Origin of the sequence: Enterobacter sp. ENT02, from assembly GCF_019219165.1 — a bacterium.
GTDB lineage: Bacteria > Pseudomonadota > Gammaproteobacteria > Enterobacterales > Enterobacteriaceae > Enterobacter > Enterobacter mori.
In genome coordinates, this window is sequence record NZ_JAHUWD010000002.1 from 677,899 (window position 1) to 699,888 (window position 21,990).

The following is a 21,990-nucleotide window of genomic DNA, read 5'->3' on the forward strand; positions in this document are numbered from 1 at the left end:
GCCTCCTTATTCGTCCGGGGTCAGCTCGCCGCGCAGGTTTTGCATCATCGCGCTACGAATGGACTGGATGTCCAGATCCTGGCTCAGTAAATAGTGAAGTTTAGTCAGCGTTGCCTCAACGGTCATATCAAAGCCGCTGATGACTCCGGCATGTGCGAGCGCGTTGCCGGTAGCGTAGCCGCCCATGTTCACCTTGCCGGACATACACTGGGTCAGGTTCACCACCACGATCCCGCGCTCGCTGGCTTCCTGAAGCTCTTTCAGGAATTCGCCGTTCTGCGGGGCGTTGCCGACGCCGTAAGAGCGCAAAATCAGCGCTTTCACTGGCTGACGCAGGAAGTTACGTACCACGTCCGCAGAGATCCCAGGGTAAATCGTCACCACGCCAATCGGTTGTGGGGTAATCGGGTGCACAATCAGCTCACCGGCGGTGTTCGGCGCAGGCGGCGTGCCCAGACGACGGATATGAATACCCGCTTCCAGCAGCGGCTGCAGGTTAGGTGAGGCGAAAGCGTCAAAGCCGTCTGCGTGCGCTTTGGTAGTGCGGTTCCCGCGATACAAACGGTTATTGAAGAACAGAGACACTTCGTTAATCGGATAATTCGCCGCAACGTACAGTGAATTAAGCAGGTTGATCTGCCCGTCCGAGCGCAGCTCCGCCAGCGGGATTTGCGAGCCAGTGACGATAACCGGCTTGCCCAGATTCTCCAGCATGAAGGAGAGCGCGGAAGCGGTAAACGCCATGGTGTCGGTGCCGTGCAGGATCACAAAGCCGTCGTACTGGTCGTAATGGGCTTTAATATCATCCGCGATGTGCTGCCAGTCTTCCGGCGTCATGTCGGAGGAGTCCATCAGCGGCTCGTATTCGTGGATGGTAAAGTCAGGCATTTCCGGGCGGTGGAATTCAGGCATCAGTGCAAGCTGACGCTGCAGGTGGCCGGAGACAGGAATATAGCCGTTTTCAGAGCGCTGCATCCCGATGGTACCGCCAGTGTAGGCTACATAAATCGATTTCTTCTGCATGGGTGTGAGTTCTTGTTCTTCAAAAGAAAAAATCCCCTCTTCGTGGGAAGAGGGGACGGTTTTTAACGGACGTTCGCGCAGGTCAGGCAAAACGCGTAACGACTTTGTGGATCATTAAAGGCCGCGAGCTTATCGCTTTCCGCCTTCATCGCTTTCGCCGCCGTGGCAACAGGCGCAGGCAGGTAAGCCTGCAGCGCCTCCGGCAGCATGGCGCGAACGGAAACGGACATGCTGTCCATCACCATATCGAAGAACGACGGCTCGTCCTGATAATACTCAACGTGCCACTGCTTGAGCTTCGCCAGTTCGGCCGCTTTCTTAACGGCGTCGTCAAAGTCACCCAGACTGTCCACCAGACCGTTGTTCTTCGCGTCCTGCCCGGTCCAGACGTGGCCCTGCGCAATCTGGTCAATCTGGTCTGGCGTCTTTTTACGCGAGTCGGCAACCAGCGTGATAAAGCGCTTGTACCCGTTTTCAATGCTGAGCTGCATCATCTCAGAGACTTCAGGCGGCAGAGATTTCGTCACCGACACATCCGCCAGCGGAGAAGTAGAAACGCCATCGGTATGCACGCCCAGATAGTCCAGACTGTTTTCCACAGTGTTGATCACCCCGAAGATGCCGATAGAGCCGGTCAATGTGCTTGGGTTGGCGACAATGTAGTTCGCTGGCGTCGAGATCCAATACCCGCCCGATGCGGCCATTCCGCCCATTGATACCACCACCGGTTTGCCAGCGGCGCGAGCCGCGGCCAGTTCGGCGCGGATCACCTCTGAAGCACTCACGCTGCCGCCAGGGCTGTTTACGCGCAGAACAATCGCTTTCACTTTCGGATCAAGGCGCGCATCGCGGATTTGCGATGCGGTGGTGTCCCCGCCAACGTTCCCCGGGGTCTCCTGTCCGTCCATGATAGCGCCGTTAGCAAATACCACGGCAACGCTGTCGCCGGTCTCATCCGGTTTTTTTGCTGCGTAGTCATACATGCTGATGGCGCTGAAGTTTTTATCCTCTTTGCTCCAGCCAAACTGTTTGGTCAGCGCTTTTTCGACATCCGCACTGGAGCCCAGCGCGTCAACCAGCTTGTTGTCGAGCGCATATTTCGCGGTATCGCCGTCAACCTTACGCAGCCCGTCCAGCATGCCGCGCGCGCCAGGGAAGACCTGTTCAGCGGTAATCTGACGGTTGGCGGCAATGGTGCCGAGATAGTTCTGCCACAGTTCGCCAATCCAGCGGCTGTCCGCTTCACGGGCAGCAGGGGACATATCGTCGCGGATAAACGGCTCAACCGCAGACTTATAGGTACCGACGCGGAAGACGTGGGTGGTGACTTTCAGCTTGTCGAGCAGCGACTTGTAATACAGCCCGTTGGTGGCAAAACCATGAAGGTCGACCGTACCCTGCGGCGAGAGCCAAATTTTATTGGCAAAGCTCGCCAGATAATATTGCCCCTGGCTGTAGCTGTCGCCCACGGCAATCACCGGTTTGCCGCTGTCGCGGAACTCGCGCAGCGCTTTACCGATGTACTGCATGGAAGGCTGATCGCCTCCGGCAAAATCTTTCAGATCCAGCACGATCCCGGTGATGTTGCGGTCGTCTTTGGCCTGACGAATGGTATCGACGATATCGAACAGGGAGTTTTCCTGCAGACGGTCGGATGTTGCGCCAAACAACTGGCGGCCAATCACGCCCAGACGGTTGCTGGTAGATGGTTTATCAACGATGACGCCGGTGATGTCGAGTAACAGCGCCCCACGGGTCGAATGTTGGGCCTGGTTGGCGTTGCTGATGTGCATCCAGACGCCTACGCAAACCAGCACCAGGAAGATGAAAAAGATGTTCATCACCAGGTTGCGGACGAAGTTGAGCAGTCGCCACGTCCATTTAAAGAAACCGGCAAAGATTCGCCAAAGGGTTCGCATGTATTCTCCCTAACCAGAAAATGACTGTTTCCGTCGCCACGTGACGGTAATGTTGGGCTATCGTAATGACCCAACCGCCACTTGTCAGCAGGAATCGCCTGACACGCTGTAACAAAATCTGCCGCCGTGTTAATTTTGTGAGTAAATTTCAAGAAAGGAGTTAACCAATGGATGCACTTGAACTGCTTGTTAACCGCCGTAGCGCGTCGCGTCTGGCCGAGCCTGCTCCAGCGGGCGAGCAGCTGGAAAACATTCTGCGTGCGGGCCTGCGCGCGCCGGATCATGGCACGCTCCAGCCCTGGCACTTCTTTGTGATTGAAGCCGAAGGCCGCGACCGCTTCAGTGCGTTACTGGAAAAAGGCGCGGTTGCTGCTGGTCAGGATGAGAAAGGGATTGATAAAGCCCGCAGTGCGCCTTTCCGCGCGCCGATGATCATCGCTGTCGTGGCGAAATGTCAGGCCGACCATAAGGTGCCGGTCTGGGAGCAGGAAATGTCCGCAGGCTGCGCGGTGATGGCGATGCAAATGGCCGCCGTCGCGCAGGGCTTCAATGGCATCTGGCGCACCGGGCCGCTGACCGAAAGTTCAGTCGTGCGTGATGGCTTTGCCTGTGGCGAGCACGATAAAATTGTCGGCTTCCTCTATCTTGGCACCCCGCAGCTTAAAGCCTCCAGCACCATCAGCGTGCCGGACACCACGCCTTTCGTCAGCCGTTTCTGATAACCCGCGCTAAACTGTCTGGATTCTGAGCATCCACCGCAGAATTCAGACAGTCATACTTACCTCTTTATGGAATGAGCGCTACCATAGCGCGATTGAGATGACAGGAGACGTCCATGAGCGAGCAAACCATTCGTTTAACGCAATACAGCCACGGAGCCGGTTGCGGTTGTAAAATTTCCCCGAAAGTGCTGGAGACCATCCTGCACAGCGAACAGGCGAAGTTTGTCGACCCGAACCTGCTTGTCGGTAACGAAACGCGTGACGATGCAGCGGTTTATGACTTAGGTAACGGCACCAGCATTATCAGCACCACCGATTTCTTTATGCCGATTGTCGATAACCCGTTCGATTTCGGGCGCATTGCGGCGACTAACGCCATCAGCGATATCTTCGCGATGGGCGGTAAGCCGATCATGGCGATTGCCATTCTGGGCTGGCCGATTAACACCATTCCACCTGAGATTGCCCGCGATGTGATTGAGGGCGGGCGCTTTGCCTGTCAGCAGGCGGGGATTGCCCTGGCCGGTGGTCACTCTATCGATGCGCCGGAGCCGATCTTCGGCCTGGCCGTTACGGGCGTGGTACCGACCGAGCGCGTGAAGCGCAACAGCACCGCGCAGGCGGGCTGCAAGCTGTTCCTCACCAAGCCGCTGGGCATTGGCGTACTCACCACCGCCGAGAAAAAATCCCTGCTGAAGCCCGAGCACGTGGGTCTGGCAACGGAAGTGATGTGCCAGATGAACCTCGCGGGTGCGGCTTTCGCCAACATCGACGGCGTGAAGGCGATGACCGACGTGACCGGTTTTGGTCTGCTGGGGCACCTGAGTGAAGTCTGCCAGGGAGCTGGCGTTCAGGCGCAGGTCTGGTATCAGGACGTGCCGAAGCTGCCGGGCGTGGAAGAGTATATTGCTGAGGGCGCGGTGCCGGGCGGTACCCAGCGCAACTTCGCCAGCTACGGTCACCTGATGGGCGAGATGCCTGAAGCGTGGCGCAACCTGCTGTGCGATCCGCAAACCTCCGGCGGCCTGCTGCTGGCGGTTACGCCGGGATCCGAAGCCGACGTTCAGGCGACCGCCGCTGAGTTTGGCATCACCCTGACGGCGATCGGCGAGCTGGTGACCGCGCGCGGCGGCCGACCGATGATTGAGATCCGTTAATTCGATGCGGTTGTTTATTGCCGAAAAGCCGAGCCTGGCCCGCGCCATTGCCGATGTGCTGCCTAAACCGCATCGCAAAGGCGACGGCTTCATCGAATGCGGTAACGGGCAGGTGGTCACCTGGTGTATTGGTCACCTGCTTGAGCAGGCGCAGCCGGATGTCTACGACAGCCGCTATGCCCGCTGGAACCTGAACGATCTGCCCATCGTGCCGGAAAAATGGCGCCTGCAGCCCCGGCCTTCGGTCACCAAACAGCTCAACGTGATCAAGCGCTTCCTGCATGAAGCGGCTGAAATCGTGCATGCGGGTGACCCGGACAGGGAAGGGCAGCTCCTGGTCGATGAAGTGCTGGACTACCTGGAGCTGGCGCCGGAAAAGCGCCAGCAGGTGCAGCGCTGTTTAATTAACGACCTCAACCCGCAGGCCGTCGAGCGGGCAATCTCGCGCCTGCGCGCCAACAGCGAGTTTATTCCACTGTGCGTCTCGGCTTTAGCCCGCGCCCGCGCCGACTGGCTGTACGGTATCAATATGACTCGCGCCTACACAATCCTCGGGCGCAACGCGGGCTATCAGGGCGTGCTCTCCGTGGGCCGCGTGCAGACGCCGGTGCTGGGGCTGGTGGTTCGCCGTGATGAAGAGATTGAAAACTTCGTCGCCAAAGATTTCTTTGAAGTGAAAGCGCATATCGTCACCCCAAAAGACGAGCGCTTTACCGCCGTCTGGCAGCCGAGCGACGCCTGCGAGTCATACCAGGATGAAGAGGGGCGTCTGCTCCATCGTCCGCTGGCCGATCACGTGGTTAACCGCATTACCGGGCAGCCCGCTATCGTCACCAGCTATAACGATAAACGGGAATCAGAACCCGCGCCGCTGCCATTTTCGCTCTCTGCACTTCAGATTGAGGCGGCCAAAAAGTTTGGCCTGAGCGCGCAGAACGTACTGGATATCTGCCAAAAGCTCTACGAAACCCATAAGCTCATCACCTATCCGCGTTCGGACAGCCGCTATCTGCCGGAAGAACACTTTGCCGGACGCCACTCGGTGATGAACGCCATCGGCGTGCATGCGCCGGATCTGCTCCCGCAGCCAACGGTCAACCCGGACACCCATAACCGCTGCTGGGATGATAAAAAGGTGGATGCCCACCACGCGATTATCCCGACGGCGCGTGCCAGCAGCGTCAATCTGACCGAGAACGAAGCGAAGGTGTACAACCTGGTCGCCCGTCAGTACCTGATGCAGTTCTGCCCGGACGCGGTGTTCCGTAAATGCGTCATTGAGCTTGAGATTGCCAAAGGCAAGTTTGTCGCCAAAGCGCGTTTCCTTGCGGAAGCGGGCTGGCGCACGCTGCTCGGTAACAAAGAGCGCGACGAGGAGAACGACGGCACGCCGCTGCCGGTGGTCGCTAAAGATGACGAGCTGCTGTGCGAGAAGGGCGAAGTGGTTGAGCGTCAGACCCAGCCGCCGCGCCATTTCACCGACGCGACGCTGCTTTCCGCCATGACCGGGATCGCCCGTTTTGTGCAGGATAAAGATCTGAAGAAGATCCTCCGCGCCACCGACGGTTTGGGTACGGAAGCAACCCGCGCGGGGATTATCGAGCTGCTGTTTAAGCGTGGTTTTCTCGAGAAAAAAGGGCGCTATATCCATTCGACAGAGCCGGGCCGGGCACTGATTCACTCCTTGCCAGAGCTGGCCGCGAGGCCGGACATGACCGCGCGCTGGGAGTCGGTGCTGACGCAGATCAGCGAGAAGCAGTGCCGCTATCAGGACTTTATGCAGCCGCTGGTCGGGACGCTTTACCAGCTGATCGATCAGGCGCGCAGCACGCCGGTGAAAACGTTCAGAGGGATGGTTGCACCCGGTGGTGGCGCGAAGAAAACGTTTAAAAAGAAAAAGAGCGCGGCAGCCTCTTAAACCGTAGGCCGGGTAAGGCGCAGCCGACACCCGGCGAAAAGCAGCTCTGCGGCCTTAAAAAAGCCCGGTGGCGCTAACGCTTACCGGGCCTACAAGAGCGAGAATGCAGCGAAAGCTTAAATCACGCCCTGCCCAATCATCGCATCCGCCACCTTCACGAACCCGGCAATATTCGCCCCGCGCACGTAGTTGGTTTGCGATGCTTCACCGCCGTACTCCACGCAGGCGTGGTGAATATCCAGCATGATGTGGTGCAGGCGCGCATCCACTTTCTCCGCTTTCCAGCCGAGGCGCGCGGCGTTTTGCGCCATCTCGAGGCCGGAGGTCGCCACGCCGCCCGCGTTAGCGGCCTTGCCCGGCGCAAACAGCACGCCCGCTTCCAGGAACAGGTCCGTCGCGTCGATGGTGGTCGGCATATTCGCCCCTTCAGCTACGGCTTTCACGCCGTTGCTAATCAATGTACGCGCGGCTTCAACATCCAGCTCGTTCTGCGTTGCGCACGGCAGGGCGATATCCACCGGCACGCCCCACGGCTGTTTCCCTTCCAGGTAGGTCAGGCCAAACTCTCGGGCATAATCCGCCACGCGACCGTCGCGGCTGGCTTTGATTTCACACAGGCGCGCCAGTTTCTCCGCCGTGAAGCCCGCTTCATCCACCACCGTGCCGCTGGAGTCAGAGGCGGTTACCACGCGAGCGCCAAACTGCATCGCTTTCTCAATAGCGTACTGCGCCACGTTACCGGAACCGGACACCGCGACGCGCATCCCTTCAAAACCTAAGCCGTGACGCTTGAGCATGGCTTCGGTGAAGTAAACCAGGCCGTATCCGGTCGCTTCCGGGCGGATCAGACTCCCGCCAAACGACAGCCCCTTGCCGGTAAAGACGCAGGCGCTGTTATTAGAGAGTTTTTTCATCATCCCGGCCATAAAGCCCACTTCACGTCCACCGACGCCGATATCACCGGCAGGAACGTCGGTGCCAGGACCAAGGTGACGATACAGTTCGGTCATTAGCGCCTGGCAGAAGCGCATCACTTCGCCTTCGCTTTTGCCTTTCGGATCGAAATCGCTGCCGCCTTTCCCGCCGCCCATCGGAAGCGTGGTGAGGGCGTTTTTAAAGGTCTGCTCGAAGCCGAGGAACTTCAGAATCGACAGGTTTACGGACGGGTGGAAGCGCATACCGCCCTTAAACGGGCCAATGGCGGAGTTAAACTGTACGCGCCACGCACGATTGACCTGCACCTGATTGCGATCGTCAACCCATGTCACGCGGAACTGGATCACGCGTTCTGGCTCGACAAGGCGTTCAAGCAGAGACATCTGACGGTAGCGCGGATTTTGTTCAAGGAAGGGCCACAGCGTGGTCATCACTTCACGAACGGCCTGCGCGAACTCGCTTTGGTGCGGGTCGCGCTGCTGAACATGGGCAAGGAAACTTTCCAGAGTGCGTGTCTGATCCATAGATATAAGAACCTCTTATAGTAATTTATGTGAGTTGCTTATGCGATTTGTGTTGTTTTTTTGACTATACCACCCGTACCGCTTTGTGAGGCAAGCAGAAATGTGTGCCGAAAGGGAAATTCATGAGAGAGGGCGGGTCATAACCAAAAGCGATGGCGAGATAAATTAAAGGTTCTGCTCAGGTTTACCGTTATAGTCAATATCAGGACACAACAGGAAGACAAGTCGATGAACCGTTACGTGATGACCGCGTTATGTTTGATGTTTACCGCTGGCGCTCAGGCTGACCGCATTCGCCCGGATGTGGAAGTGAACGTGCCGCCAGAGGTTTTTAGCTCCAGCGGCCAGCGCGCGCAGCCGTGCAATCAGTGCTGCATCTATCAGGATCAAAACTATTCTGAAGGGGCGGTGGTTAAAGCGGACGGTGTTTTACTGCAGTGCCAGCGTGATGAACGCACCATTAGCACGAATCCGCTGGTCTGGCGTCGCGTAAAAGAATAAAGGCCTCCAGCAGCGGAATATCCGCCGGGGCTAAGTCGTAGGCGAACGCCTCTTCCGGCGTACACCACACCAGCGCGCTGTGGTAGTGCGCCGTGAGCTCTCCACTGAAGACGGGAACATGCCAGGCGTGCAGGTTGATTAACCGCTGCGACACTTCGCGCTGGTGGCTTGCCACGTAGCGCGCAGGCTGAGCCTCAATGCCCAGCTCTTCACGCAGTTCGCGGATCAGCGCCTCGGGCTGGGTTTCACTGGCTTCGACTTTCCCGCCTGCAAATTCCCACATTCCCGGCTGGTCGGCGTGGGCAGGGCGCTGCGCCAGTAAAATGTTGTCGTCTTTTTCGATGATGGCGGCAACGACATCGAGTGTTTTCAGCATGGTCGTCAATAATTGTTAGCAAAAAAAGACATATTATCGTGCCCTTTCTCAGAGTCCAGCTATCAGGAGAATCAGGTGAAAAAGACCGCCACCTGGGTTGCCCCCATCGAATCCCTTCCCGCCAGCCTTAAGCCGATTGCCGCCATGCAGAAAAAACATTTTGGCGCGGTGCTTAATCCCACTCGCTGGTGGGGACGGATGCCGCGTCTGTTCTGGCTGGTGGCGCTGTTTGTCGGTTATCTGGAGCGCCGCAAGGCACCTCTTTCCCCGGTGCTGCGTTCACTGCTGATGACCCGTGTGTCGCAGCTATGTCACTGCGCATTTTGTATTGATGCCAACAGCCTCCGGCTTGCCGAGCGGGCGGGCGCACTGGATAAAGTCCAGGCGGTGAGCCATTGGCGTGAAAGCGATGTATTCAGCGACGAGGAGTGCGCTGCGCTGGCGTACGCCGAAGCCGTCAGCGCCACGCCGCCTCAGGTGGATGACGTGGTCAAAGCGCGGTTGAAGCGCCACTTTACAGACGACGCGATTACCGAAATGACAGCGTTGATTGCGTTTCAAAACCTCTCGGCACGTTTCAATGCCGCGCTCGACATTCCTGCTCAGGGGCTGTGCGCTACCTTTAAAGAGAAACCCCATGCTTGATAAACACCTGCATCCTCGCCTGAAACCTCTCCTTAACCAGCTCGTGGTCGTGCTGGATAAACCCTTTATTACCCCTGATGGCCTGACGTTAACAGGATTTGCCGTCGGCGTGCTGGCGCTGCCGTTTCTGGCGCTCGGCTGGTATTTTGCTGCGCTGGTCGCCATCGTATTCAACCGCCTGCTGGATGGCCTGGACGGTGCGCTGGCGCGCCGCAGGGGATTAACCGATGCGGGAGGGTTTCTGGATATCGCGCTCGATTTTCTGTTTTACGCGCTGGTCCCGTTTGGCTTTGCCCTGGCTGCACCCGACGAGAATGCGCTGGCCGCCGCCTGGCTGTTGTTCGCGTTTATCGGCACCGGCAGCAGTTTTCTGGCGTTTGCGGCGCTGGCGGCGAAACACGATATCGACAACCCCGGCTATGCGCACAAGTCGTTTTATTACATCGGTGGGCTAACGGAAGGGACGGAAACCATCGCGCTGTTCGTACTGTGCTGCCTGTTTCCGGCACACTTTACGCTGTTTGCGTGGATATTCGGCGCGTTGTGCTGGCTGACCACCACAACGCGCATCTGGAGCGGCTATATGACGCTGAAGTCACTCAACGCTTAGAGGGTACTCTCAGGCCCGCGTTTGCCGGCAGAGACCGGATTTTGCGGATGACTGCTCCATTCGTACCAGCCGCCGTCATAGACGGCGACGTTCTTCCAGCCCATCGCGCGGGCGTACATAAAGCTTTCTGACGCCCGCCAGCCGGTGCCGCAGTAAAACGCGACGTGCTGATCAGGCTGGATGTGCCAGGTCTTCCACATGGCGGCTATATCATCGGCGCTGCGCATGGTGCCATCCGGGTTATGGAAATCTTCCATGTGGGTCGCGTCGCTGCCCGCGTGACCCCAGCGCGCCCCGGCAATTTCACCTTTGGGCTTGATGTAGCTGTAGCCGCTGGTGTCACCGATAAACTCCGGCCACGAACGAATGCTGACCAGCGAGGCATCCTGACGGTGTAGCATGCCGCGCGCCTGTTCCATATCCACCATTAGCTGCGGCTGGCCGGGGATCGGTGCACCGAAATCCGGGGCGGGCTTCACGTTTGCGGGCATACCGCGCTCAACCGGCAGGTTGGCCTCTGACCATGCTTTCCAGCCGCCGTCGAGAATGCGAACATCCTTCACGCCCGCATACAGCATGATTTGCGCCACGCGCGCGGCGGCGTAAACGTCACGGCCATACAGAATGACGGTGGTATCGTGACGGATCCCGTGCTTCGCCAGCATCGCTTGCAGCGCGTCGTCAGAGACCTTATTCCACAGCGGCTCGCTTTCCACCTCGTTGGTGTCGATGTAGCCCGCGCCAGGGATATGGTTCAGCAGGTAAAACTTCGGTGCGCCCCAGGCGGCTTCAATCACTTTCCAGTCGCCAGCCGGGGCGGCGGTGACCGGTTTGCCTTGTTGCAGCTGGTGGATCCATTGCGGGTAGACGAGTTGTTCAAAGTGCGGCAGGCGCTGTAGGCGGTCGGGTGTTTGCAGGGCATCGCTGAGAAGCGACACATGCGTGTATCCGGCCTTCTCCAGGCGGGCTTTAACGGCCTGGTTGTCGGCATCGCGACCGTAAAGGGCAATTGGCGTGGACGGGGTAAGCTGGTGCTGTTTTATCCACGCGCCAATCTGCTCGTCGCTCATGGCGCTAAGCCAGGAGGCCGCCAGGTTGAGCGCGGCGGGTTCATGCCCGGAGGGGCCGCTGAGCGTTTGCGGCCAGCCGTTGTAAAACGCGCTGGGGCGAGTGTCGATGGCTTTGCCCTGTTGTGCGTGCAGTTCGGCCAGCGTAAGCGAAGAGGACATATCAGCCGCCACAGAGGAAAAAGAAGCGAGGCCGCAGAGCAGGGCCAGCGCGGTCAGTTGAGAAACACGTTTCATCGAATAACCTGACGTCAGTAAAAGAGGGGGGCATTGTCGTCTCTCCCGGATCTGAAAACATTGCGTTAGCACATTATTGCCAGCGAGAAATCTCGATCACCTCGCCACCGGGCGGAATGTCTTCCTCATCATGGGTGACCAGCACCGCTGGAATATTACGCGCACGAACGGCGTCAAACACCCAGGTTCGAAACGTCGTTCGTAACGCTTTATCGAGGCGGCTGAAAGGTTCATCCAGCAATAATGCCTGCGGCTCCGCAAGCAGGGCGCGCAGCAGGCTGACCCGAGCGCGTTCTCCGCCGGAAAGCGTAGCAGGGTCGCTGGCAGAGTAATTTGCCAGCCCGGCAGAACGTAGCGCCTGCTCAACGCGTTCCCGACGCGCCTCGCCTTTAATGCGGGAAGGCAGGGCGAGCATCAGGTTTTGCCCGACGCTGAAGTGGTCAAACAGCAGGGCGTCCTGAAAGAGGATCCCTAAACCACGCGTTTCCACGGGCAAGGTGTCACAGCGGCGTTCATCAAGCCACAGTTCTCCCTGCGCCTTAAAATCAGAAGATAACGCCCCTACCATCCAGGAGAAAAGTGTCGATTTCCCGCTACCGGACGGCCCCATCAGGGTCACTATCTCCCCGCACGGTACACAAAAATTGACCTGCCGGAAAAGCGGTTCAATGGTGAGATTTTGCACCTTTAACATTATCGTAATCCTCGACGGTAGCGGCCTGCCAGTCTGGATAAGAGGGCGGCGATGCCAAAAACGATGCCCGTCACCAGCAGTAATCCCAGCGCGCGGGTCGCCAGGATCGGAAGACTTCCCCCGCTGCTGAGCGCCACGGTTTCAGTGGTCAGCGTGGCAAAACGTCCGGCACCCAGCCACAGTGTGGGCATGTATTGCGCCATGCTCACCGAAAACCCGGTGGCAAAAGCCAGTAACGCCGGGCGTACCAGCAGCGGGCATTTTAGCATCCAGAATATTTTCATCCGTCCCCAGCCAAGCGTTCTGGCGGAGAGGAACAGTCGGGGATCCAGCTTTTGCCAGGCAGGTTGCAGCACCAGCAGGGTCCAGGGTAGTACCCACAGCAGGTGCCCCCAGAGCACGGCAGCGAACTGCCCGTCGATGCCCAGCGTGAGCGCAACGGCATATTGACCGGAGACAAGAGGTAGAGCGGGCAACGCGAGCGGCAGCCAGACCCACAGCGCGCCTCTTCTGGGCCCCCATTCGAGCCAGAGAAAACCCAGCCCAAGCGCCAGCACGCCAGAGAGCATCCCCAGCGTAAGGCTGGTGGTTAACGGGGACAGCGCGGCATCTATGGGACGCGCTAAACCGAGCAGCACGATGGCGCAGAGGATCCCACATCCCGGTAGCCACCAGGCGAGCGACTTTTCCGGTACCGGCAGGGACGCGCGGCGCCTGACGCCGGAGAGGTTTGGCAAGGTGCGTCGCCAGACTTTCCAGATGCCGAATCCCACGCCGGCCAGCAGCGCCAGAGTCAGGAGTAAGAGAAGGCAAACGAGCGTTCCCTGCGCCTGCTGCTGCGCATCGCCCTGGCTGAGCCACTGCCAGGCCAGCACCGCCAGCGTGGGGGGATTACCTGGCCCCAGAATAATGGCAACATCCACCACAGACAGCGACCAGGCCAGAACGGCCAGCATCACGGCCCCCAGCGCGGGGGCAATGGTCGGCAGGACCAGCCAGCACAGGCGCTGAAGGCGTCCGTAACCGAGGGTACGCAAAACCACATTCTTCTGCGCCAGCTGCGCTTCAGGCAGCGCGGCATAGAGTGCCCACAGGACAAACGCGCTCTCTTTGACCGCGAGCGTTAGCCCCAGCCCGATGCCATAACGATCGAGTTGCGGTGAGCAGAAAGTGCAGACCTGATAAAACAGCCCTCCCTCGGCAAACAGGAGTAACGCGCTGGTCGCGAAAGCGACGTGGGGCACCGCCAGCATCCAGGGTAACTGCGTGCACAAGCGACGCCAGCGTTCGCCGGGCCACAGCAGCGTGATGAACCCCAGGGCAATCACCAGCGAACCCAGCGTTGCCAACAGCGTCGAGACCAGCGTAGCGGCAAACGCCTGCGGCAACTGGGGGTCGTCAGCCAGCGCCTGCCAGCTATCGAGCGACAGCGCCGGGGTAAACAGCATAGCGACGGCAGGAAGCAGCGGGAGATAAATCACCGCCATTACCAGCCAGATCGCCGCGCTTAGCGGGTGCCGTAGCGGCGAAGCCATTCCTGCTCCAGCGCGTTAACCCAGGCGGCGTGCGGTTCAGGAAGAACTGCCGGTAACGCTTCTGGCGTGTGGCTGCGAAGCCGCTTCGCCTCATCGGCGGGTAGCGTTCCCGGGTCCAGCACGCTCGGGTCACCCCACACGGCCGGGTCGGCTTTGTGGATCTGCGCCTGCGGTGAAAGCAGGAAGTTTGCCACCACTTTTGCCCCCGCACTGGCGCTGGCATTCGCCGGAATGGCGACAAAATGGACGTTACCGATCGTACCGTTCTTAAACCCGAAGCTGTAGCTGTCGGCAGGGAGTTCACCGCTGGCGACCTTTTGCCGGGCATGTGCCGGGTTAAAGGTCATCGACAGAGCCAGGTTGCCGCTGGCGAGCAGGGCATCCATGCGCGCGGGCGAGAGAGGAAAATCTTGCCCTTTACGCCACAGCAGTGGATGCAGCGTGTCGAGGTAGCGCCACAGCGGCGCGGTAATCTGCTGGAAGGTATCATCCGGCGCTTTTTTTAGCGCGTCAGGCTGCGTGGTGAGCGTCAGAAGCAGCTGTTCCAGGAACGCCGTGCCGGTAAAGTCAGGCGGGCGCGGATAAGTGACGTAGCCCGGATGCTGCTGCGCCCAGGCCAGCAATGCCTGAGGGGTATCTGGCGGCGCGGGCATGCTTGCTTTACGGGCGATAAAGGTCAGCTGCGCGCCGCCCCACGGCGATTCTGCTCCCTCGGTTGGTATGGCAAAATCCTCTGTAACCGGTTTACGCGTATCAACGTATCGCCAGTTCGGCAACTGCTGCGCCCATTCGGTTTGCAGCAAACCCGCCTCTTTTAGGGTGCGGAAATTTTCTCCGTTAACCCAGAGTAAATCGACCGAGCCGTTGTGGTTTCGCCCTGCGGCATGTTCCGTCTGGATGCGTTTTACCGCATCGGCGGCATCCGCCAGACGAACAATTCTGAGGTCAATCGCGTAGTGCGTTTTCATTTCGCCGCTAACCCAGTCCAGGTAGCGGTTAACCGCCGGATCGCCACCCCAGGCATTAAACCAGACGGTCTGGCCTTTTGCCTGTTGTTGCAGGGATTGCCAGCTGTCTGCAGAAAAGGCTGGCGCCGCCAGCAGCAGGCTTGTCAGAAACGCGCAAAAACGCACACGGCGCATAATGCCTCACTTTTTGAACGAAGAGGTGTAACGGGAAAAGAGCCAGCGGGTGGCCAGCGGGAATAACCCCAGTAGTGTAAAGGCGAACAGCACACCCGGCGACAAAATATCGCGCAGTGATGTCACTCTTCCTAGCTCGCGCCCGGCGTTGAGAAAGACAACCGTTGCAGGCAGCATGGCGGCCTGACTTACCCACCAGTAGCGACGCACCGTGATGCGGGTCAGCCCCATCAGCAAATTCACCAGGAAAAACGGAAACAGCGGCATCAGGCGAAGGGCAAAAAGGTACCCCGCGCCGTCACGCGCCATCCCGGCATTGACCGTTTTCATCTGTAGCGTAAAACGCCGTTGCACCCCGTCGCGAAGCAGATAACGGCTGGCGAGCATCGCCAGCGTGGCGCCGAGCGTGGACGCAAACGACACCAGCAGTACGCCTTCCCACAAGCTGAAAAGTGCACCACCCAGCAGCGTCAGGATGGCTGCGCCAGGGATCGACAGGGCGCTTACCACGACATAGATAACAAAAAAGGTGAGCGCACTTCGCAGGGGGGCATGTTCGACCTGCGTGAGCAACGCCTGCTGGTGCGTTTTTATCATGTCGAGGGATAGCGTACCCGGTGGCAGGAGGAAGAACGCCAGCGCAAAGGCGCCCAGAAGGGCGCACAGGAAAAGTGTTTTTTGAATGTTCACACAGGGTTACAGCTTGAATTTCGCCCACACCGGCGCGTGGTCAGACGGTTTTTCCATGCTACGGATATCGTAGTCAATACCGGTTTCAATGCAGCGTTCTGCCAGCGGGGAGCTGGCCAGCAGCAGGTCGATGCGCAGGCCGCGGTTGTCATCAAAGCCTTTTGAGCGATAGTCAAACCACGAGAAGCGATCCTGCGTCTCCGGGTTGGCGGTACGGAAGGTATCCACCAGGCCCCAGTCCAGCAGGCGCTGCATCCACTCGCGCTCTTCCGGCAGGAAGGAACATTTGCCGGTACGCAGCCAGCGTTTGCGGCTGTCTTCACCGATGCCAATATCCAGGTCGGTCGGGCTGATGTTCACATCACCCATAATCAGCACCGGGTTGTCTTTGTTCAGTTCGGTAGTCAGATAGTCCTGCAGATCCTGATAAAACTTGGCTTTGGCCGGGAATTTGGTCGGATGGTCGCGGCTTTCGCCCTGGGGAAAGTAACCATTGATCACGGTGATGTTCCCCAGCGGGGAAGGCAGCTCCGCCATGATGATGCGGCGCTGTGCTTCTTCGTCATCGCCGGGAAAACCACGGCGCACAGAAACGGGCGTCTCTTTGGTCAACAGCGCAACGCCGTAATGGCCTTTCTGCCCATGATAAAAGACGTTGTAACCGAGTTTCGCCACCTCTTCGAGGGGGAACATGTCGTCGTGAACCTTGGTCTCCTGCAGGCCGATCACATCTGGCTGATGTTGCTCAACAATGGCTTCAAGCTGATGAGGACGGGCGCGCAGGCCGTTGATATTAAAAGAGACAAATTTCATAGTCGCTGCCAGTGCAAGGTGAATAGTGCATGGATGGTAGCAGAAATTGTGTCGTCTGTTATCCGCTTCGCCCAATTACTGCGACAGATAATGCCAACGGTGCAATTTTTGCACCATTCTGACGCGTCTTGCCCCCAAAGAGAGCGTAAAGGGTCAATAAATTTCGCGAGCGATCACAATTCCAGAATTATATTTGGCCTGTGCATACTCTTTCTGATTTTCATGCGGCAAAGCGCCGCTTGTCGTAAAAATATTCACTTTTTATGCATTAACAGTGAATAACTCCATATCGTAACCTGTTGATATTCTGTCTTGCTATCCCGTTTATGCATTTTTATCGCTGGCTGGCACGAAGCGTGCAATCTACATTCACAGTGCAAACACCCAATTATTTAACATTCAAATAACTTTTTATTTACCGGATGAGGTCGCTATGTCTCTGTCAATTACGCGTGAAAATTTCGATGAATGGATGATGCCGGTTTACGCTCCGGCGGCTTTTATTCCGGTACGTGGGGAAGGCTCGCGCCTGTGGGATCAGCAGGGCAAAGAGTACATCGACTTTGCGGGGGGGATTGCGGTGAATGCGCTGGGCCATGCGCACCCGGCGCTGCGTCAGGCGCTGAACGACCAGGCGGCGAAGTTCTGGCATACCGGTAACGGCTTTACCAACGAGCCTGCGCTGCGCCTGGCAAAAAAACTGATCGACGCGACCTTTGCCGAAAAAGTGTTTTTCTGTAACTCGGGGGCGGAAGCCAACGAAGCGGCGCTGAAGCTGGCGCGTAAATATGCCCACGACAAGTTTGGCACGCACAAGAGTGGGATTGTGGCGTTTAAGAATGCCTTCCACGGCCGCACGCTGTTTACCGTCAGCGCAGGCGGTCAGCCTTCTTACTCTCAGGACTTTGCGCCGCTGCCACCGGATATCCGTCACGCCATCTATAACGATCTGCAGTCCGCCAGCGAGCTGATTGACGACACAACCTGTGCGGTGATCGTCGAGCCGATGCAGGGCGAGGGTGGCGTACTTCCGGCGCAAAAAGCCTTCCTGCAGGGGCTGCGCGAGCTGTGCGATCGTCACAATGCGGTGCTGATTTTCGACGAAGTGCAGACCGGCGTGGGCCGCACCGGTGAGCTGTATGCCTATATGCACTATGGCGTTACCCCGGACGTGCTCTCAACCGCCAAAGCGCTGGGCGGCGGCTTCCCGATTGGGGCGATGCTGACCACCGATAAATTTGCCAGCGTAATGACCGTGGGCACCCATGGCACAACCTATGGCGGTAACCCGCTGGCTACCGCCGTCGCCGGGCAGGTGCTCGACATCATTAACACCCCTGAGGTGCTGAAAGGCGTTAAGCAGCGTCACGACTGGTTTGTTGAGCGCCTGAATGCCATTAACAGCAAAATGGGGCTGTTTAAAGAAGTTCGCGGTCTGGGGCTGTTAATCGGCTGCGAACTCACGTCGGAGTTTGCCGGAAAAGCTAAACTTATTTCACAGGAAGCGGCAAAAGTGGGCGTGATGGTGCTGATTGCCGGTGCCAACGTGGTGCGGTTTGCCCCTGCGCTGATCGTCAGCGAAGAAGAGGTGAGAACTGGCTTAGACCGTTTTGCTCTGGCCTGTGAACAGGTGAAATCCGGGGTGTCATCATGATGGTCATCCGTCCCGTTGAGCGCGGCGATCTCGCCGGGCTTATGCAGCTTGCCGGTAAGACGGGAGGCGGGCTGACCTCGCTTCCCGCCGATGAAAAAACGCTGTCGGCGCGCATTGAGCGCGCCCTGCACACCTGGCAGGGGACGTTGCCAAAAAGCGAACAGGGCTATGTGTTCGTGCTGGAAGAGACCGACACGGGCACCGTGGCCGGGATCTGCGCCATTGAAGTGGCCGTCGGGCTTAACGATCCGTGGTACAACTACCGCGTCGGTACCATGGTTCACGCCTCGAAAGAGCTGAACGTCTATAACGCGCTGCCCACGCTGTTTCTCTGTAATGACCACACGGGTGCCAGCGAGCTGTGCACGCTGTTCCTCGATCCGGCGTGGCGCAAAGAGGGCAACGGCTATCTGCTCTCCAAATCGCGCTTTATGTTTATGGCCGCCTTTCGCGATCGCTTTAACGAAAAAGTGGTTGCCGAGATGCGCGGCGTGATTGATGAGACAGGCTACTCGCCGTTCTGGGAGAGCCTGGGCGAGCGCTTCTTCTCGATGGAGTTCAGCCGGGCAGACTATCTCTGCGGCACGGGCCAGAAAGCCTTTATTGCCGAACTGATGCCGAAACATCCTATCTATACCCATTTCCTCACCCCGGAAGCGCAGGCAGTGATCGGCGAAGTGCATCCGCAGACCGCGCCCGCCCGCGCGGTGCTGGAGAAAGAGGGGTTCCGCTACCGTAACTATGTCGACATCTTCGACGGTGGCCCAACGCTTGAGTGTGACATCGACCGCGTGCGTGCCATTCGTAAAAGCCGTCTGGTGACGGTCTCCGAAGGACAGCCCGCGCCGGGCGAATGGCCAGCCTGTCTGGTCTCCAACGAAAATTACAACAATTTCCGCGCCATGCTGGTACGTACTGACCCTAAATGTGAGCGTCTGGTACTGACGGCGGCGCAGCTGGATGCATTGAAATGTAACGCGGGCGACTCGGTTCGCCTGGTGCGTCTCTGCCCTGAGGAGAAAACAGCATGACTTTATGGATTAACGGTGACTGGGTAACGGGTGAAGGCGACCTGCGGGTAAAAACCAATCCGGTCGGCCAGGCGGTGCTCTGGAAAGGAAATGATGCCAGTGCCGGGCAGGTAGAGCAGGCGGGCCAGGCTGCTCGCCGCGCGTTTCCGGCATGGGCAAAACAGCCCTTCGCCGTGCGCCAGGCGATTGTGGAAAAATTTGCCGGGCTGCTGGAGGCGAATAAGGCCGAACTGACGCGCATCATTGCGTCCGAAACCAGTAAACCGCGCTGGGAAGCGACCACCGAAGTGACGGCGATGATCAACAAAATCGCCATTTCGATCAAGGCGTACCACACCCGCACCGGCGAACAGCATACCGAGATGCCGGACGGCGCGGCCACGCTGCGCCACCGTCCACATGGCGTGCTGGCGGTATTTGGCCCGTACAACTTCCCGGGGCATCTGCCGAACGGCCACATTGTGCCCGCGCTGCTGGCGGGCAATACCGTTATTTTCAAACCGAGCGAGCTCACGCCATTAACCGGCGAGGCGGTGGTGAAGCTGTGGGAACAGGCCGGTCTGCCGCCGGGCGTGCTGAACCTGGTGCAGGGCGGGCGCGAAACCGGTCAGGCGCTGAGTGCGCTGAGCGATATCGACGGCCTGCTGTTTACCGGCAGCGCCGGAACGGGCTATCAGCTGCACCGCCAACTGGCAGGGCAGCCGGAGAAAATTCTGGCACTTGAAATGGGCGGCAACAACCCGCTGATTGTCGAAGATCCTGATGATATCGACGCCGCGGTGCACCTGACGATTCAGTCCGCCTTTATTACCGCCGGACAGCGCTGTACCTGTGCCCGCCGCCTGTTGGTCAAACATGGCGCGCAGGGGGATGCCTTCCTGAAGCGTCTGGTAGAGGTGAGCGCGCGTCTGGCGCCTGCCGCGTGGGATGCCGACCCGCAGCCGTTTATTGGCGGGCTTATTTCCGAACAGGCCGCGCTGAACGTGCTGAAAGCCTGGCAGGACCACGTCGCGCGCGGCGCGAAAACCCTGCTGGAGCCGAAGCTGGTTCAGCCTGGTACCTCGCTGCTGACGCCGGGCATTATTGAGATGAGCGGCGCGAGCAACGTGCCGGATGAAGAGGTCTTTGGCCCGCTGCTGTGTGTCTGGCGCTATGACGATTTTGATGCGGCCATTGCGATGGCGAATAACACCCGCTACGGCCTGTCAAGCGGGCTGATTTCACCGCATCGCGAGAAGTTTGATCAGCTGCTGCTTGAAGCGCGCGCCGGGATTGTGAACTGGAACAAACCGCTGACCGGGGCGGCAAGTACCGCCCCGTTCGGCGGCGTGGGCGCGTCGGGCAACCATCGCGCCAGCGCGTGGTATGCCGCCGATTACTGCGCGTGGCCGATGGCGAGTCTGGAAACTCCAGCGCTGACGCTGCCGGAGACGCTCAATCCGGGGCTGGATTTTACCGGAGGGGATCGCCATGAAAGCGCGTGAGGTTAACTTTGACGGGCTGGTGGGGCTGACGCACCACTATGCCGGTCTCTCATTCGGGAATGAAGCCTCGACGAAGCACCGTTTTCAGGTCTCCAACCCGAAGCTGGCGGCGAAGCAGGGGCTGCTAAAAATGAAGGCGCTGGCGGATGCCGGTTTCCCGCAGGCGGTCATCCCGCCGCAGGAGCGCCCGAACGTGGCTGTCCTTCGCCAGCTCGGCTTTAGCGGTACTGATGAGCAGGTGGTAGAAAAAGCGGGGACGCAAACGCCGCACCTGCTCTCTGCTGCAAGCTCCGCGTCGTCAATGTGGGTGGCAAACGCGGCGACCGTCGCGCCGTCAGCCGACACGCTGGATGGCAAAGTCCATCTGACCGTGGCGAACCTGAATAACAAATTCCACCGCGCCACCGAAGCGGAAACCACCGAGCGCGTGCTGCGCGCCATATTCCAGAATGACGCCCGTTTCGAGGTGCATCAGGCCCTGCCGCAGGTGGCGATGTTTGGCGACGAAGGGGCAGCCAACCACAACCGGCTGGGCGGTGATTATGGCGATCCTGCCGTGCAGCTGTTTATCTACGGGCGGGAAGAGGGCGGTCACAACGCGCCCACGCGCTATCCTGCACGCCAGACGCTGGCGGCGAGCCAGGCGGTTGCCCGGCTGAACCAGGTCAATCCGTCACAGGCGATCTTTGCCCAGCAAAACCCGCAGGTGATCGACCAGGGCGTATTCCATAACGACGTGATTGCTGTCTCCAACCGTCAGGTGCTGTTCTGCCATGAACAGGCGTTTGCGCATCAGGAGAGGTTGCTTGCCACGCTGCATGAGCATGTACCCGGTTTTACGCCTATTCAGGTACCCACCCAGGCGGTGAGCGTGCAGGATGCGGTAGAAACCTACCTCTTCAACAGCCAACTGCTGAGCCGTGACGATGGCAGCATGATGCTGGTGCTGCCGCAGGAGTCCCGTAATCATCAGGGCGTGTGGCGTTATTTGAGCGAACTGGTGAAAGCCGATAACCCGATTAATGAACTGCGCGTCTTTGATCTGCGTGAAAGCATGGCCAACGGCGGCGGGCCAGCCTGTTTACGTCTGCGCGTGGTGTTGACGCAGGACGAAATGCAGGCGGTAAACCCGGCGGTCATGATGAACGATACGCTCTTTGCGCGGCTGAACGACTGGGTCGATCGTTACTATCGGGATCGCTTGACCCAGGCCGATCTGGTTGACCCGCTGCTTCTGCGTGAAGGGCGCGAGGCGCTGGATGCGTTATCGACAATCCTGCAGCTGGGATCGGTTTATCCGTTCCAGCGCTAA

The 21,990-nt window shown here is 58.9% G+C and carries 20 protein-coding genes; 10 read left to right on the forward strand and 10 right to left on the reverse strand.

Going from position 1 to position 21,990, the window contains the following annotated elements:
- Positions 1-6: 6 nt before the first annotated feature.
- Entirely contained in the window at positions 7-1,023 is a 1,017-nt protein-coding gene (gene ansA, locus KW829_RS09195; protein ID WP_010430087.1) for an asparaginase, read from the reverse strand.
- A 62-nt stretch (positions 1,024-1,085) separates the two neighbouring features.
- Positions 1,086-2,942 (reverse strand): signal peptide peptidase SppA, encoded by a 1,857-nt coding sequence (gene sppA / locus KW829_RS09200; RefSeq protein WP_010430089.1) that lies wholly within the window; start codon positions 2,940-2,942, stop codon positions 1,086-1,088.
- Between the two features lie 167 nt (positions 2,943-3,109).
- Here sppA and KW829_RS09205 point away from each other — a divergent pair, with 167 nt between their 5' ends.
- The 3 genes from KW829_RS09205 (at position 3,110) to KW829_RS09215 (ending at position 6,739) form a co-directional block, all read left to right on the forward strand.
- Complete coding sequence (locus KW829_RS09205) at positions 3,110-3,661, forward strand: NAD(P)H nitroreductase (RefSeq protein WP_010430090.1); 552 nt, start codon at positions 3,110-3,112, stop codon at positions 3,659-3,661.
- A 116-nt stretch (positions 3,662-3,777) separates the two neighbouring features.
- Positions 3,778-4,821 carry a selenide, water dikinase SelD gene (selD, locus tag KW829_RS09210; RefSeq protein WP_218308056.1) on the forward strand — a complete coding sequence of 348 codons (1,044 nt, stop codon included), beginning with the start codon at positions 3,778-3,780 and terminating at the stop codon, positions 4,819-4,821.
- Between the two features lie 4 nt (positions 4,822-4,825).
- Complete coding sequence (locus tag KW829_RS09215) at positions 4,826-6,739, forward strand: DNA topoisomerase III (RefSeq protein ID WP_218308057.1); 1,914 nt, start codon at positions 4,826-4,828, stop codon at positions 6,737-6,739.
- Between the two features lie 116 nt (positions 6,740-6,855).
- Here the strand turns inward: KW829_RS09215 and gdhA are convergent, their stop codons facing one another.
- On the reverse strand, positions 6,856-8,199 hold the full coding sequence (gene gdhA, locus KW829_RS09220) for an NADP-specific glutamate dehydrogenase (RefSeq protein WP_218308058.1): 1,344 nt from the start codon (positions 8,197-8,199) through the stop codon (positions 6,856-6,858).
- A 228-nt stretch (positions 8,200-8,427) separates the two neighbouring features.
- On the opposite strand from gdhA, the gene KW829_RS09225 reads away from it, so the two are divergent.
- Positions 8,428-8,700 (forward strand): YnjH family protein, encoded by a 273-nt coding sequence (locus KW829_RS09225; RefSeq protein WP_089599082.1) that lies wholly within the window; start codon positions 8,428-8,430, stop codon positions 8,698-8,700.
- Here KW829_RS09225 and KW829_RS09230 read toward each other — a convergent pair.
- Positions 8,660-9,076, reverse strand: coding sequence for a pyrimidine (deoxy)nucleoside triphosphate diphosphatase (locus KW829_RS09230; RefSeq protein WP_305729966.1), 417 nt, complete (start codon positions 9,074-9,076; stop codon positions 8,660-8,662). The genes KW829_RS09225 and KW829_RS09230 overlap by 41 nt on opposite strands.
- Before the next feature lie 75 nt (positions 9,077-9,151).
- Here KW829_RS09230 and KW829_RS09235 point away from each other — a divergent pair, with 75 nt between their 5' ends.
- Both KW829_RS09235 and KW829_RS09240 read left to right on the forward strand, forming a co-directional pair.
- On the forward strand, positions 9,152-9,721 hold the full coding sequence (locus KW829_RS09235; RefSeq protein ID WP_218308059.1) for a carboxymuconolactone decarboxylase family protein: 570 nt from the start codon (positions 9,152-9,154) through the stop codon (positions 9,719-9,721).
- A complete protein-coding gene (locus KW829_RS09240) occupies positions 9,714-10,331 on the forward strand; it encodes a CDP-alcohol phosphatidyltransferase family protein (protein WP_218308060.1) in 618 nt (205 codons plus the stop codon). The genes KW829_RS09235 and KW829_RS09240 overlap by 8 nt, the downstream gene beginning before the upstream one ends.
- On the opposite strand, the gene KW829_RS09245 is transcribed toward KW829_RS09240, so the two are convergent.
- From KW829_RS09245 to xthA, 6 genes are all read right to left on the reverse strand, one after another.
- Positions 10,328-11,635, reverse strand: a complete 1,308-nt coding sequence (locus tag KW829_RS09245; RefSeq protein WP_218308061.1) for a rhodanese-like domain-containing protein — start codon at positions 11,633-11,635, stop codon at positions 10,328-10,330. The genes KW829_RS09240 and KW829_RS09245 overlap by 4 nt on opposite strands.
- A gap of 73 nt (positions 11,636-11,708) precedes the next feature.
- The gene (locus tag KW829_RS09250) at positions 11,709-12,329 is read right to left on the reverse strand and encodes an ATP-binding cassette domain-containing protein (RefSeq protein WP_218308062.1); all 621 of its coding nucleotides are present in this window, start codon (positions 12,327-12,329) and stop codon (positions 11,709-11,711) included.
- Positions 12,329-13,864, reverse strand: a complete 1,536-nt coding sequence (locus KW829_RS09255) for a thiamine ABC transporter permease (RefSeq protein WP_218308063.1) — start codon at positions 13,862-13,864, stop codon at positions 12,329-12,331. Before KW829_RS09255 ends, KW829_RS09250 begins: the two co-directional genes overlap by 1 nt.
- Entirely contained in the window at positions 13,837-14,997 is a 1,161-nt protein-coding gene (locus tag KW829_RS09260) for an ABC transporter substrate-binding protein (RefSeq protein ID WP_371317573.1), read from the reverse strand. The genes KW829_RS09255 and KW829_RS09260 overlap by 28 nt, the downstream gene beginning before the upstream one ends.
- A 15-nt stretch (positions 14,998-15,012) precedes the next feature.
- Positions 15,013-15,696, reverse strand: coding sequence for a TVP38/TMEM64 family protein (locus KW829_RS09265; protein WP_218308065.1), 684 nt, complete (start codon positions 15,694-15,696; stop codon positions 15,013-15,015).
- Between the two features lie 6 nt (positions 15,697-15,702).
- Positions 15,703-16,509: an exodeoxyribonuclease III gene (gene xthA / locus KW829_RS09270; RefSeq protein ID WP_100166976.1), complete on the reverse strand. Its 807-nt coding sequence runs from the start codon at positions 16,507-16,509 to the stop codon at positions 15,703-15,705.
- A 433-nt stretch (positions 16,510-16,942) separates the two neighbouring features.
- On the opposite strand from xthA, the gene KW829_RS09275 reads away from it, so the two are divergent.
- Genes KW829_RS09275 through astB form a run of 4 tightly spaced genes read left to right on the forward strand, consistent with a single transcriptional unit; the run spans position 16,943 to position 21,990 of the window.
- The gene (locus KW829_RS09275) at positions 16,943-18,163 is read left to right on the forward strand and encodes an aspartate aminotransferase family protein (protein ID WP_218308066.1); all 1,221 of its coding nucleotides are present in this window, start codon (positions 16,943-16,945) and stop codon (positions 18,161-18,163) included.
- A complete protein-coding gene (astA, locus tag KW829_RS09280; protein ID WP_010430122.1) occupies positions 18,160-19,194 on the forward strand; it encodes an arginine N-succinyltransferase in 1,035 nt (344 codons plus the stop codon). The genes KW829_RS09275 and astA overlap by 4 nt, the downstream gene beginning before the upstream one ends.
- Positions 19,191-20,678, forward strand: coding sequence for a succinylglutamate-semialdehyde dehydrogenase (astD, locus tag KW829_RS09285; protein WP_218308067.1), 1,488 nt, complete (start codon positions 19,191-19,193; stop codon positions 20,676-20,678). The genes astA and astD overlap by 4 nt, the downstream gene beginning before the upstream one ends.
- Positions 20,665-21,990: an N-succinylarginine dihydrolase gene (gene astB, locus KW829_RS09290; protein WP_218308068.1), complete on the forward strand. Its 1,326-nt coding sequence runs from the start codon at positions 20,665-20,667 to the stop codon at positions 21,988-21,990. Before astD ends, astB begins: the two co-directional genes overlap by 14 nt.